We start from the raw sequence: 12,731 nt of genomic DNA, 5'->3' as shown, positions 1-12,731 counted from the left end.
GGTGAAGGTCAGCGCGGTTCGGGCAAGCCGGCGGCGAGCCGGGCGAACACGTCCCGCAGGAGGGTGCCGAGTGGCAGTGGCGGTTCGGTGCTGAGCCACTGCTGCGTGACGACGTTGAGCGCGGCCGCGACGACGCCGGCGACCAGCCGCGGGTAAATGTCCTTTTCGACGTCGGTGCCGGTGCGTTCGGCGACGACGCGGGCGATCTCGGCTTGGCCCGCGGCCCCGGCCTTGTGGAACTCGCCCTGCAGTGCGGGTTCCGCGACGAGGAGCCGGACACCGGCGAGCCACGCCCGGTCGGGGACGTGCCCCTCGGTGACCGGTTCACCGAGCGCGAACCCGGTCACCGAGGCTTCGGTGACGGCGTCCCAGATCGGCTCACCGGCCGGACGTTCCCGCAACGCCGCGGCGATCGCCCGGGCCCGGTCGTGGTGGCGGGCGACGATGGCCTCGCCCTTGCTGCCGAAGTAGTTGCTGAAGGTCCGGGTGGACACCCCGGCTTCGGCGGCGATGTCCTCGACCCGGATGTTCTGGTAGCCGCGCTCGACGGTCAGCCGGATCGCGGCCCAGCTCAGCGCGGTCCGCGTCTCGTGCTTCTTGCGCTCCCGGAGTCCGGCGCCGTCGGTGTCCACGACCCCACCGTACCGAAACTTGCCGAATCTGCAAAGTTGCTGAATCTGCAGTCTTTACGGGCGCGTGCGGCCGGGCACGTAGGCGGTCTTCCGGGCGAGAGTTCACGCCTCGGTAGCGATCCGCGTCAGAAATCGCCGAATTCGTCGACGAGCGTCACACTGTTGTGTGACATCAGTCACCGGAGGTGTTGCGAGATGGTCCTGGGCGACAACAACGTCACTCACAAGGTCGAACCGGACAGTAAGTCCGGGCGAGTGCAGGTCCGGCGAGCCGCGCTGGCCAGCGCTATCGGTACCACCATCGAGTGGTACGACTTCTTTCTCTACAACACCGCGGCGGCGTTGGTCTTCCCGCACCTGTTCTTCCCCGCGTCGAGTGCCTACGCCGGGGCCATGCAGTCCTTCGCGACCTACGCGGTCGGGTTCGCCGCGCGGCCGGTCGGCGCCGCGATCTTCGGGCACTGGGGTGACCGGATCGGCCGGAAGGCGACGCTGATCGTCACGCTGCTGCTGATGGGTATCTCCTCCGGCGTCGTCGGGGTCCTGCCCGGAACGTCGGCCATCGGGTTCGCCGCCCCGCTGATCCTGGTGCTGCTGCGGCTGGTCCAGGGCATCGCGATCGGTGGCGAGTGGAGCGGCTCGGTGCTGCTCGCGATGGAGTGGGGTGACCAGCGCAAACGCGGCCTGCTCGGCAGTTTCGCGCAGATCGGCGTGCCGGTCGGGCTCGTGCTCGGCACCGGCGGGATGACGCTGCTGTCGGCGACCCTCTCCCCCGACGCGTTCGACTCCTGGGGCTGGCGGCTGCCGTTCCTGGTCAGCCTCGTGCTCGTCGCCGTCGGCCTGGTGATCCGGCTGAAGATCCTCGAGACGCCGATGTTCGCGAAGCTGATCAAGAACCAGCAGACCGCGCGGACACCGGTGCTCGACGCGATCAAGCACCACTGGCGCGAAATCCTGCTCTCGGCGGGCGTGCGCTTCAGCGAGCAGATGCCGTTCTACCTGTTCACCAGCTACGTGCTGATCTACGTCGTGGCGCGGCACGAGTTCAGCAAGACGTTCGTGCTCAACGCGGTCCTCGTCGGCGCCGCGCTCGAGCTGGCGATGATCCCGTTCTTCTCGATGCTCTCGGACCGCATCGGCCGGAAGAAGGTGTACCTCGCCGGGGCGGTGTTCACCGGCGTGATCGCGTTCCCGTACTTCACGATCCTGGCGCACGGCGACCACGCACTGGTGTTCGTCGCGGTCGTGGTGTCGTTCATCCCGCACGCGCTGCAGTACGGCCCGCAGGCGGCGTTGATCGGCGAGAGCTTCCCGACGCACTTGAGGTACGGCGGCGCGGGGCTGGGCTACCAGCTGGCCTCGGTGTTCGCGGGCGGGCCGGCGCCGCTGCTGGCGACGTGGCTGCTGCACGCGACCGGGACGCCGTACTCGATCTCCGCCTACATCGTCCTGTCCGCGGTGGTCACGATCCTGTGCGTGATCTTCCTGAAGGACCGGTCGAAGGCCGACATCGACGACGTCACCGTGTACCAGCGCGCCTGAACGCCGTGAAGGCCGCCTTGATCCTCAAGGCGGCCTTCACGGACGGACGCGTCAGCGGCGCGGGCCGCCGAACGGGGGTTGCTGCGGGAACGGGCCGCTGCCCGGGTTCTGCTGCGGGCCGCCGAACTGGCCCGGCGGCGGGGACTGCGGCGGCGGGCCCTGGTACTGGCCGCCCGGGGGCGGGCCGGCCGGCGGCTGCTGCGGCTGGGGCAGGGGCTGGCCGCTCTGCGGGGTCGGCGGCTGCTGCGGCGACGGCGTGACCTCGGTGCCGCGTTCCTCGTCCGCTTCCGGCTCGGGCTGCTGCTGCACCGGACGCGGGATCGACGGCCGAGACGGCGTCGACGACGCACCGATCGCCGGGACCTCCTTGCGCGCGACGGCTTCCGCGGCCGCGACCGCCTCGGCGACCTTGGGGTCGCTCTTCGTCTCGAACCAGCTGGAGACCTCTTCGTCCTCGAGGTCGGGCTTCTCCGGGACGTCGTCGTCCTTCGGCGGCTCGTAGCGGAACACGCCGTCGTCGCCGGGGGCCCCGAGCGCGCGGGCGAAGCCTTCGAGGGCCTTGCCGTAGTCGCTGGGGATCATCCAGACCTTGTTCGCGTCGCCCTGCGCCATCTGCGGCAGCGTCTGCAGGTACTGGTAGGCCAGCACCTCCGGGGTGGGGCGGCCGGCCTTGATCGCGGCGAACACCTTCTCGATCGCCTTCGCCTGGCCCTGCGCCTGCAGGTACCGCGCGGCCCGCTCACCCTGCGCCCGCAGGATCCGGGACTGCCGCTCGGCCTCGGCGGCGAGAATGGTCGCCTGGCGGGCACCTTCGGCGGCGAGGATCTGGCTCTGCTTCTGGCCTTCCGCCGTCTTGATCGCGGACTCCCGCTGACCTTCCGCGGTGAGGATCATGGCGCGCTTCTCACGGTCGGCGCGCATCTGCTTTTCCATCGAGTCCTGGATGGACGGCGGCGGGTCGATCGCCTTCAGCTCGACGCGCGCGACGCGGATGCCCCACCGGCCGGTGGCCTCGTCGAGCACGCCGCGCAGCTGGCTGTTGATCGAGTCGCGCGAGGTCAGCGTCTGCTCGAGGCTCATGCCACCGACCACGTTCCGCAGCGTGGTGGTGGTCAGCTGCTCGACACCGACGATGTAGTTGGAGATCTCGTACACCGCGGCACGCGAGTCGGTGACCTGGAAGTACACGACGGTGTCGATCGACACGGTCAGGTTGTCTTCGGTGATCACGGGTTGCGGCGGGAACGAGACGACCTGCTCGCGCAGGTCGATCCGGGCCCGCACCTTGTCGAGGAACGGCACCAGGAAGGTGAGGCCCGGCGACGCCACCGTGCGGAACCGGCCCAGCCGTTCGATCACCGCCGACTGCGCCTGCGGCACGACCATGATCGCCTTGGCTACCGTGATGATCACGAAGAGAGCCAGTAAGACGACCACGACGATCGCTACTGTGGTGGTCAAGAGATCTTCCCCTTACCTAGTACCATTCTTGCGCGGTTGACGGTGTTCCGGGCGCCGCCGGCGGGCTCACCGAGAGCTTCAGCTCCTTCGCGGTGATCCCCCAGCGGCCGGTGGTGTCGTGCAGGACCGTCCACACTGTACGGTGCAGGTCCTCCGGCGCGGTCACGGCGCGCTCGGCGGTCGTGAGGCTCCCCTCCTGCCGCAGCGCGGTGGTGGTCAGCTGGTCGATCGCGATCGCCGGGTTGGCGATTTCGTAGGTCGCCAGCCGTGGATCGGTGACCGCGAAGACGACTTCGAACTCCGCGAAGACCTCTTTGCCGTCGCCGGTTTCGATCGGCCGCGGCGGCGCGGACAGGATCTGGTCGCCGAGGTCGACACGGGCGCGGACGCGGTCGGCGAACGGCACCACGAAGTGCCGGCCGGGGCCGAGCACGGCGCGGAAGCGCCCGAGCCGTTCGATCACCGCGGCCCGGCCTTCGGGGACGGCGACGAGGCCGAGGCTCACGGTTCGGCCGACACGACGGCGGTGGCCCCGGAGATCTCGACGACGGTGACCGAGGTTCCGGGCTGGATCGGCGGGTGGTTCTCGGAGAGGCTGCGGGCCGACCAGACGTCGCCCGCCAGCTTCACCTGCCCGGCCTCGAAGTCCACTGTGGACAGAACAACGGCTCTGGCGCCGATCAGCGCGTCGATGCCGGTGTGGTGGGTCGGCCCGGCGAGGAAGCGCCGCTTGAGCGCGGGCCGGACCAGCACGAGCATGCCGACGGAGGCGACGGCGAACACGGCGACGTCGACGAAGACGTTCCCGGTCAGCACGTCGGCCCCGGCGCCGAACAGGGCGCCGACGCCGAGCATGATCAGCACGAAGTCCCCGGAGAGGACCTCCGCGATCATCAGGGCGATGCCGACGATCAACCAGACCAGTGCCCAAGCCATGGCTTCATGCTCTCAGATCGCGCCGGTTCGCACCGGCGCCGTGACGGGACGTGACCTTCGCGTGACCTTGGACAATTCGGACATTCAGCCCTCTTCCGCCGGCTCGGTGACGAAGTCGATGAGCCGCTCCACGGCCCCGATGAGCGGGGTCTCGAGGTCGCGGAAGCTGCTCACTCCGCTCAGGACACGTTGCCAGCCTTCGAAAGGTTGCCCCCAGCCGAGCGCGTCGCAGATCCCCTGCTTCCACTCGGTGCCGCGCGGGATCTTCGGCCACGCCTCGATGCCGACCGCTTCGGGCCGCACCGCTTCCCAGACGTCGATGTAGGGGTGGCCGGTGACCAGCACGTTCTCGTCGCGGATCGCGTCGACGAGCCGGGACTCCTTGCTGCCGGGCACGAGGTGGTCGACCAGCACGCCGAGCCGGCGGCCGGGGCCCGTGCCGAACTCGGCGATCCGGTCGGCGAGCACGTCGACGCCGTCCAGGGGCTCCACGACGACGCCTTCGACGCGCAGGTCGTGCCCCCAGACGCGTTCGACGAGCTCGGCGTCGTGCTTGCCCTCCACCCAGATGCGCGAGTCGCGGGCGACGCGGGCCTGCAGTCCCTGGACCTTCACCGAACCGGACGCCGAGACCTTCCGGACCGGGGCCTTCACCGTCTTGACCGGCACCAGCGTGACGGGTTTGCCTTCGAGCAGGAACCCGGCCGGGGCGAGCGGGAACACGCGGTGGCGGCCCTTGGCGTCCTCGAGCACGACGTTGCCGTACTCGATCTTCACCACCGCGCCGCAGTAGCCGCTGGCCGGGTCCTCGACCACGAGACCGGGTTCGGCGGGAACCTCAGGCACCTTTTTGCGGCGGGGGCCGGCGAGCACGTCGTCATACGAGTGGGAGCGCACGACCAAGAAAGTAGCAGCGAAGCGCAGCTTCTCCGTTGAGGGCGGCGGTGGGGCATGGATGGATCAGTGGGGGTCGGCACCCGGGCGGGTGGTGCCACGCCGGTCAGCGGGCCAGTTCGAGGACCGCGTCGGTGAACGGTGACGGCTCGCCGCGGCGCAGCGGCGCGAGCGCGATCAGCGGAGCCATCGCGACGCACCACGCGCGGACGCGGTCGGCGTCGAAGTCCGTCACGTGCGGGGCGAGCGCGGCGATGCCGTCGTCGATCGTGCCGCCGGCGGCCACCGGCACGAACATCCAGTCCAGCGCGTCCAGCGACGGGTCGCCGAGGCCGGGACGCGGGTCGATGGCGACGGCGCCGCGGCCGGGTCCGGCGTCGAGGACGTTCGCGGGGTGCAGGTCGCCGTGGATCAGCGTGACCGGTCCGCTGGTGGCGAGTTCGAGGGCCCGCTGACGGCCCTTCTCCAGGACTTCGGCACTCAGGTACTCCGCGGCCGCCGTTTCGCGGCGACGGCGTTCGGAGAGGGTGAAGATGAACTCGATGCCTTCGGCCAGCCGCCGGACCTCCCCGCGGGGTTCGGCGCCGTGCAGCTGGTCGAGCATCTCGCCGATTTCGGGCCACGGGACGTCGGCGTCCACCTGGGTGCCGGGGACCAGACCCTCGAGGAGGATCGCGTTGACGTCGAGGTCGGCGTCGAGGACCTGGACGACGCGGGAGCAGCCGGCCCAGGCGCTGAGCCCGGTGAACTCCAGCCGGGCGACTTCGGGGTCCGGCGTGAGCTTCAGGACGCGCAGGTCACCGCCGGGGCCGGTGCAGAGGAGCGTGCGGCCGGTGTTGCCGGGACGGGCCTCGCGGACTTCGAGGTGCCAGCGAGCGGTCAGCCGGCCGACCAGGTCCGGGAGCGCGTCGCACCAGGGTTCGGCCAGTTCCGCGCCGAAGCGGTCGACCAGGCGGGCCCGGGCCGCGGCGTCGATCAGAACAGCGGCCACGGGATGGCGCGCCAGTCGTCGCCCGGCTCGGGGAAGATGCCCTCGGTCAGCAGCAGGTCGGTGCGCTCGGCCAGGGCCCGGATCTCGAACTTGGTGATGTGCTCGGACAGCGTCTTGCCGAGGCCGCCGTCGATCTCCGACCGCAGCTTGCGCAGCTTCTCGACGGTGTCCGGCGGCACCGGCTCGCCGATCCAGCCCCAGAGCACGGTCCGCAGCTTCGGGTCGGTGTGCAGGCAGATGCCGTGGTCGCAGCCGTAGACGCGGCCGTCGGGGCCGGGCAGCAGGTGCCCGCCCTTGCGGTCGGTGTTGTTGACGACGATGTCGAGCACCGCGAGGTCGCGCAGGCCCGGGTGGTCGGCGTGGGCCAGCACCGCGGGCTCGCCGAGGCGGTCGTGGGCGTGCAGCACCGGCCGCCAGCCTTCGGGGACCTCGTCGGGCGGGAGGACGTCGACGAGGTCGTCGTCGGTGGTCTCGACCCACAGCTGGACCATGCCGGGCCCGAACGGGCCGTCGCGCAGCACGGTCGGCGGGATCGCGCCGATGCCGGCGGCTTCGCTGACGATCGCGGTGGCGACTTCGCGGCCGGCCAGGGTGCCGTCGGGGAAGTCCCACAGCGGCCGCTCCCCCGACACCGGCTTGTACACGACGCGGCCGGTGACGCCGTCGAGCTCGATCGCGCAGAACAGCGTGACGTTGGAGGCGTCGACGAGCCGGCCTTCGACGTCGATGCGGCCGTGGGTGACGAGTTCGCGGGACGCCGGGTCGGGCTGGTCGGGCTGGCTGGCGGGGGTGCTCGCCATGGTCAGTCTTCGTCCGCGTCGGTTTCGCGCCGGTAGCCGTTCTGCCGGGGGCAGATGTGCCCGTTCGGGTCGAGCGGCTCCCCGCACAGCGGGCACGGCTTGCGGCCGGCGTTGACGACGCGGTCGGCACGCTCGGCGAAGGCGCGGGCGGCGGCCGGGCTGAGGAACACGCGGACGGCGTCCGGGCCCTCCTCGGTGTCGTCGAGCACGACCGTCTCGTCTACCTCGCCCTCGGTGATGGCGAGCAGCTCGATGACGACGGCGCTGCTGTCGGCGTCCCAGCCCAGCCCCATCGTGCCGACGCGGAACTCCTCCTCGACCGGCACGGTGAGGGGGTCGACGTCGACGAGGTCGTCGGGGACGTCGTCGGGCACGTCGGCACCGAAGCGGCTGGCGACTTCCTCGAGCAGTGAGCTGAGGCGCTCGGCGAGGACGACGACCTGCTGCTTTTCGATGGTGACGCTGATGGTGCGCACGTCCTCGGACGCCTGGAGGTAGAACGTGCGATCGCCGGGCTCGCCGACGGTGCCGGCGACGAACCGATCCGGCTGGCGGAAGACGTGGATTACGCGAGACATAGCACTGTCGACCCTAGGCCACGGGCGCATGATCGGCATCCGCCGCCCCACCTTCACGGGCCGCTAGCCTCTGGGGGTGTCTCGGATCTCCCCGTACGGAACCTGGTCCTCGCCCATCACCGCCGCCGAGGTGGCCGCCGCCGGCGGCGGCCCGCAGTGGCTCGACGTCGTCGGGGACGAGGTGTGGTGGGCCGAGGCGCGGCCGGGTGAGCAGGGCCGGGTCGCGCTGGTGAAAGCCGTTCCCGGCGGGACCGAGGACGTGCTGCCGCCGCCGTGGAACGTCCGCAACCGGCTGCACGAGTACGGCGGCCGGCCGTGGGCGGTGGCCGGCGGTGTGGTGGTGTTCACGCACTGGGCGGACCAGCGCGTGTACGCGCTGAGCGAAACCGGAGTCGTGCCGCTCACACCGGAGCCCGCCGAGGCGCAGAGCGTCCGCTACGGCGACCTCCGGGCCGGGCGGCCGGGCGAGGTGTGGGCCGTGCGGGAGCGCGGTGTCGGACCGCGGCCGACCGACGTCGAGCGGGAGCTGGTGGCGATCGCCCTCGACGGTGGCGGCGAGCGGGTGCTCGTGGCGAGCCACCGGTTCCTGACCGTGCCGAAGCCGTCCCCGGACGGGCGGCACGCGGCGTGGTTCGGCTGGGACCACCCGGCGATGCCGTGGGACGGCACCGAACTGTGCGTCGCTCCCGTCGGCGAGGACGGCTCGTTCGGGCCGCACCGGGTGCTCGCCGGCGGCCCCGACGTCTCGGTGTGCCAGGTCGAGTGGGAGACGCCCACGGCACTGCTGGCGCTGCTGGACCCGGACGGCTGGTGGAACCTGCACCGGATCGGCCTGGACGGGACGGTGGCGAACCTCGCCCCGGTCGAGCGGGAGCTGGGCGGTCCGCTGTGGAAGACCGGTTCGCGGTGGTTCGTCCCGCTCGGGGGCGGGCGGCACGCGGTCCTGGCGTCCGGACGGCTGGCCGTGCTGGACGAGGCCGACGGCTCGGTGACGCCCGTGGCCGGCGAGCTGGCGGCGTGGTCGAGCACCGGGTTCGCCGCGCACGGCGGCGGCGTCGTGGGGGTCGCGGGTGGCCCCCTGCGCGAAGCCGCGGTCGTGCACGTCGGGCTCGACGGCGCGGTGACGGACCTGACGCCGCAGCCGGAGCTGCCCGCCGCGTACCTGCCGGTGCCGGAGGAGCGGATGTTCACGACGGCCGATGGGGACGTCGTGCCGGTGGTCTTCTACCCGCCGTCGAACCCGGACTTCGCGGCGCCCGAAGGCGAGCGTCCGCCGCTGCTGGTGCACGTCCACGGCGGGCCGACCGGCCAGTACCTGCCGGTGCTGGACCTGGAGCTGGCCTACTTCGCCAGCCGCGGCATCGCGGTGGCGGCGGTCAACTACGGCGGGTCGACGGGGTTCGGGCGGGCCTACCGCGAGCGGCTGCGGGAGCAGTGGGGCGTGGTGGACGTCGCGGACTGCGTCGCGGTGGCCGAGGCGCTGGTGGCGGCGGGGCTGGCCGACGGCGACCGGCTGGCGGTCCGGGGTGGCAGCGCGGGCGGATTCACCGCCGCGGCGTCGCTGACCACGACGAAGACCTACCGGGCCGGGACGGTGATGTACCCGGTGCTGGACCTGGCCGGCTGGACCGGCGCCGAGGGCGACACGCACGACTTCGAGTCGCGGTACCTGGACGGGCTGGTCGGGCCGTTACCGGCAGCGAAGCAGCGGTACGTGGAGCGGTCGCCGCTGGCGAACGCCGGGGCGCTGGCCGGACCGGTGCTGTTCCAGCAGGGCCTGGAGGACCGGATCTGCCCGCCCGAGCAGGCCGACCGGTTCGTGGCCGGGCTCGCCGGACGCGGGATCCCGCACGCCTACCAGCGGTTCGCCGGTGAGCAGCACGGGTTCAGGCAAGCTGCGACGATCGTGGCGACCTTGGAGGCGGAACTGTCGTTCTACGGGCAAGTGCTGGGGTTCGAGACGCCGGGCGTGGCGCGGCTGGAGCTGTCCCGGTGAGGCCGCCGCGGTTGCGGGCCGGGGACACGGTGGCGCTGGTGGCGCCGGCCGGGCCGGTGCCGGCGGACCTGCTGGAGAAGGCGCTACCGGTGCTGCGCGGCTGGGGCGTCGAGCTGCGGATCGGGCCGTGCGTGCGTGCGGAGGCGGGTGCGCCGCCGTACCTGTCCGGTTCGGACGCGGCGCGGGCGGCGGAGTTCACGGAGGCGTGGCTGGATCCGGGCGTGCGGTGCGTGCTGGCGGCCCGCGGCGGCTACGGCGTGCAGCGGATGCTGGACCTGGTGGACTGGGCGGCGCTGCGCGAGGCGGGCCCGAAGGTGCTGGCCGGGTCGTCGGACATCACGGCGTTGCACCGGGCGGTGGATGTCCACTTGGGACTGTCCAGTTTGTTCTCCCCGATGCCGGCGAGCGTGCTGTTCGACGACTTCGCGGTGGAGCACCTGCGGCGGGCGTTGTTCGAGCCCGAGCGGAACGTGGTGGTGCGGGGCGGCGGGCCGCTGGTGCCGGGCCGCGCGTCGGGGACGTTGACCGGCGGGAACCTGTCGCTGCTGGCGGGCGGGATCGGAACGCCGGAGCACGGTTCGGCGCGGGACGCGGTGGTGCTGCTGGAGGACGTCACCGAGAGCGTGTACCGGCTGGACCGGATGGTGACGCAGCTGCTGCGCAGCGGCTGGTTCGACGGGGTCCGCGGGATCGTGCTGGGCTCGTGGGCGGCGTGCGGCGACCCGGCGGACGTGCGCGCGCTGATGGTGGAACGGCTGGGACCGTTGGGGGTGCCGGTGGTGGAGGACTTCGGCTTCGGGCACGTGGCGTCGTCGCCGACGTTGCCGCTGGGGGTGCCGGTGACCCTGGACGCGGACCTGGGGACGCTGACCTTCGACTCCCCCGCGCTGACGTGAAGCTCTCGTCTTCGGAGGCGCGTTCGCGCTTCGCGGCTTCGCGAGTGGCGCGGCTGGCGACGGTGTCGGCGGCCGGGGTGCCCCACCTGGTGCCGGTGACGTTCGCGGTGCGCGGCGACCGGGTGGTGTTCGCGGTGGACCACAAGCCGAAGTCGTCGACGTCGTTGCGGCGGCTGCGCAACATCGCGGAGAACCCGGCGGTGTGCTTCCTGGCGGACGAGTACGCCGAAGACTGGTCGCAGCTGTGGTGGGCCCGCGCGGACGGTTCGGCCCGGGTGCTTTCGCCGGGCGCGGAGCCGGTTTCGTGGCTGGTCGAGAAGTACGCGCAGTACCGGTCACGGCCGCCGGAGCACGCGGTGGTCGTGACGGAGGTCCACACGTGGAGCGGCTGGGCCGGGAGCTGAGGTTCAGTCGCGGAGGAACTTCTCCGGGCGGCGCCAGGCGTCGATCAGGCCCAGCGGGTCCGGGCGCAGGAGGGACGCCGCCGAGTACAGGCTGGCCACCACGACCAGGGCGATGAACCACCAGTCGTAGAGGGCCTGCTCGCCCGTCGGGTAGTACACCAGCGTCACGAACACCGAGACCGCCACCACGAGGGCGAGGTGGCGGGGCTGCCACTTGAACGCCGACAGGAGCACGAAACCCCAGGTCAGGTACCACGGCAGGGTCGGCGGCATGAGGATCGCGACCGCGAGCAGCGAGATCCCCGCGCGGTACACCGCCTCGGTGCCGCCGTCGCGGGCCAGCCACCACTGGCGGATGCCGAAGCCGATCAGCAGCAGCATGCCCGCCGCGCGGGCGACCGTGACGAACGGCGAGACCTGGACGTCGACCACCAGGTGCACCAGGTTGTAGAACACCTCGCCGATGCCGGTGGGGATGTTGAGCCAGTTCGCGATGAGCTGCGGGGCCTTGAGCCCGGACCACCAGCCGAGGTTGAGCGAGCCCAGCGAGATCCACGTGCCCGCGACGAACACCGGCAGGAACAGGCCCACCGAGGCCGCGCCGGCGCGCAGGAAGTTGCGGACCTTCGACTCGCCTTCGAGGTGGTTGGCCCAGATCCAGACCAGGAACGGCAGCGCGATCGCCGCCGTCGGCTTGATCAGCATGCCGATCGTCACCAGGATCACCGCGACGACGTGCTTGCGTTCCAGGGCGGCCAGGACGCCGATGGTGAGGAACGCGAGCATCATCAGGTCGTTGTGCGGGCCGCCGAAGAGGTGGATGACCATCATCGGGCTGGCCACCGCGAGCCACAGCGCGACCGGGAGCTTGCCGCCGAGGTGCTTGACCAGCCGCGGGAGCGCCCAGAGCGTCCCGGCGAGGCCGGCCAGCAGCACGACGCGCATGAGGATGACGCCGAGGATCATGTTGTCGCCGGTGGTGGCGACGACGCCCTTGGAAATGAGCAGGAACAGCGGCCCGTACGGCGCCGGGGTGGTCTGCCAGAGCGGGTGGACGTTCTGCACGACGTTCGGCAGCACGCCGAGCTCGGCGGGGCCGTTGGCGTACGGGTCGAGTCCGTAGAGCAGCTGGGCGCCCTGGCCGAGGTAGGAAAAGACGTCGCGGGTGAACAGCGGCGGCGAGACGATCAGCGGCGCCATCCAGCAGCCGGCGGCGATCAGGATCGGGCGGCTGCCGATGCGGCCGGCCAGCACGTAGCGGCCGAGCCGGACCCAGGCCCAGACGACGAGGCCGAAGCCGGTGTAGAGGACGGCGTTGGCGAGCATGCGCCCGTGGCCGTAGCGGACCCAGGACAGCGGCCCGTGGCCGAGGACCGGGTCCTTGATCAAGATGCCGCCGGCGCCGAGCGCCGCGATCATCAGCAGGGTGCTCCCGACCGTGCCCATCGCGATCGTGCGATACGGGAACCGCGAGGGCGTGAGGAGCCGCTCGGCCAGCCTGGTCGAGGGCGTCTGCGTGGGGTCGGTGGTGGTCGCCATTTCCGTTCGGAGGTTACACACCGCGCCTGAGTGAGCTTCCCGCAGTGCCGGGTTTCCGGCCC

Annotated in this window: 13 protein-coding genes; 4 read left to right on the top strand and 9 right to left on the bottom strand. The window is 71.7% G+C overall.

Annotated elements, in window-relative coordinates; genetic code table 11:
• Window positions 1-8: 8 nt before the first annotated feature.
• Window positions 9-632: an acyl-CoA-like ligand-binding transcription factor gene (locus ACYVLJ_RS18370; protein ID WP_451972817.1), complete on the bottom strand. Its 624-nt coding sequence runs from the start codon at window positions 630-632 to the stop codon at window positions 9-11.
• A gap of 195 nt (window positions 633-827) precedes the next feature.
• Here ACYVLJ_RS18370 and ACYVLJ_RS18365 point away from each other — a divergent pair, with 195 nt between their 5' ends.
• Window positions 828-2,174: an MFS transporter gene (locus ACYVLJ_RS18365; RefSeq protein ID WP_460439506.1), complete on the top strand. Its 1,347-nt coding sequence runs from the start codon at window positions 828-830 to the stop codon at window positions 2,172-2,174.
• A 51-nt stretch (window positions 2,175-2,225) separates the two neighbouring features.
• Here the strand turns inward: ACYVLJ_RS18365 and ACYVLJ_RS18360 are convergent, their stop codons facing one another.
• The 7 genes from ACYVLJ_RS18360 to ACYVLJ_RS18330 form a co-directional block, all read right to left on the bottom strand.
• Window positions 2,226-3,560, bottom strand: coding sequence for an SPFH domain-containing protein (locus ACYVLJ_RS18360; protein WP_451973312.1), 1,335 nt, complete (start codon window positions 3,558-3,560; stop codon window positions 2,226-2,228).
• Window positions 3,561-3,651: 91 nt separating this feature from the next.
• Window positions 3,652-4,140 (bottom strand): SPFH domain-containing protein, encoded by a 489-nt coding sequence (locus ACYVLJ_RS18355; protein WP_460439505.1) that lies wholly within the window; start codon window positions 4,138-4,140, stop codon window positions 3,652-3,654.
• On the bottom strand, window positions 4,137-4,571 hold the full coding sequence (locus tag ACYVLJ_RS18350; protein WP_451972823.1) for an NfeD family protein: 435 nt from the start codon (window positions 4,569-4,571) through the stop codon (window positions 4,137-4,139). Before ACYVLJ_RS18350 ends, ACYVLJ_RS18355 begins: the two co-directional genes overlap by 4 nt.
• Window positions 4,572-4,655: 84 nt before the next feature.
• Window positions 4,656-5,468, bottom strand: coding sequence for a DUF3097 domain-containing protein (locus tag ACYVLJ_RS18345; protein WP_460439504.1), 813 nt, complete (start codon window positions 5,466-5,468; stop codon window positions 4,656-4,658).
• A gap of 103 nt (window positions 5,469-5,571) precedes the next feature.
• Window positions 5,572-6,456, bottom strand: a complete 885-nt coding sequence (locus ACYVLJ_RS18340) for an aminoglycoside phosphotransferase family protein (RefSeq protein WP_460439503.1) — start codon at window positions 6,454-6,456, stop codon at window positions 5,572-5,574.
• The gene (locus tag ACYVLJ_RS18335; RefSeq protein WP_460439502.1) at window positions 6,441-7,256 is read right to left on the bottom strand and encodes an SCO1664 family protein; all 816 of its coding nucleotides are present in this window, start codon (window positions 7,254-7,256) and stop codon (window positions 6,441-6,443) included. Before ACYVLJ_RS18335 ends, ACYVLJ_RS18340 begins: the two co-directional genes overlap by 16 nt.
• A gap of 2 nt (window positions 7,257-7,258) precedes the next feature.
• Complete coding sequence (locus tag ACYVLJ_RS18330) at window positions 7,259-7,834, bottom strand: DUF3090 family protein (protein WP_451972831.1); 576 nt, start codon at window positions 7,832-7,834, stop codon at window positions 7,259-7,261.
• Between the two features lie 76 nt (window positions 7,835-7,910).
• Here ACYVLJ_RS18330 and ACYVLJ_RS18325 point away from each other — a divergent pair, with 76 nt between their 5' ends.
• The 3 genes from ACYVLJ_RS18325 to ACYVLJ_RS18315 are packed head-to-tail and all read left to right on the top strand — an operon-like array spanning window position 7,911 to window position 11,130.
• Window positions 7,911-9,830 (top strand): alpha/beta hydrolase family protein, encoded by a 1,920-nt coding sequence (locus tag ACYVLJ_RS18325; RefSeq protein WP_460439501.1) that lies wholly within the window; start codon window positions 7,911-7,913, stop codon window positions 9,828-9,830.
• On the top strand, window positions 9,827-10,726 hold the full coding sequence (locus ACYVLJ_RS18320) for a S66 peptidase family protein (RefSeq protein ID WP_460439500.1): 900 nt from the start codon (window positions 9,827-9,829) through the stop codon (window positions 10,724-10,726). The genes ACYVLJ_RS18325 and ACYVLJ_RS18320 overlap by 4 nt, the downstream gene beginning before the upstream one ends.
• Window positions 10,723-11,130 (top strand): PNPOx family protein, encoded by a 408-nt coding sequence (locus ACYVLJ_RS18315; protein WP_460439499.1) that lies wholly within the window; start codon window positions 10,723-10,725, stop codon window positions 11,128-11,130. The genes ACYVLJ_RS18320 and ACYVLJ_RS18315 overlap by 4 nt, the downstream gene beginning before the upstream one ends.
• 3 nt (window positions 11,131-11,133) lie before the next feature.
• Here the strand turns inward: ACYVLJ_RS18315 and mptB are convergent, their stop codons facing one another.
• A complete protein-coding gene (gene mptB, locus ACYVLJ_RS18310) occupies window positions 11,134-12,669 on the bottom strand; it encodes a putative hexosyltransferase (RefSeq protein WP_460439498.1) in 1,536 nt (511 codons plus the stop codon).
• Window positions 12,670-12,731 lie beyond the last annotated feature (62 nt).

The organism is Amycolatopsis stemonae (assembly GCF_054781455.1).
This window is presented reverse-complemented; position numbering and strand designations above follow the sequence as displayed.

Bases quoted from the DNA above. Each gene is read 5' to 3' on its own strand.
- ACYVLJ_RS18365 (WP_460439506.1), top strand. From the start codon at position 828: ATGGTCCTGGGCGACAACAACGTCACTCACAAGGTCGAACCGGACAGT.
- ACYVLJ_RS18360 (WP_451973312.1), bottom strand. From the start codon at position 3,560: ATGGTCGTGCCGCAGGCGCAGTCGGCGGTGATCGAACGGCTGGGCCGG.
- ACYVLJ_RS18350 (WP_451972823.1), bottom strand. From the start codon at position 4,571: ATGGCTTGGGCACTGGTCTGGTTGATCGTCGGCATCGCCCTGATGATC.
- ACYVLJ_RS18335 (WP_460439502.1), bottom strand. From the start codon at position 7,256: ATGGCGAGCACCCCCGCCAGCCAGCCCGACCAGCCCGACCCGGCGTCC.
- ACYVLJ_RS18330 (WP_451972831.1), bottom strand. From the start codon at position 7,834: ATGTCTCGCGTAATCCACGTCTTCCGCCAGCCGGATCGGTTCGTCGCC.
- mptB (WP_460439498.1), bottom strand. From the start codon at position 12,669: ATGGCGACCACCACCGACCCCACGCAGACGCCCTCGACCAGGCTGGCC.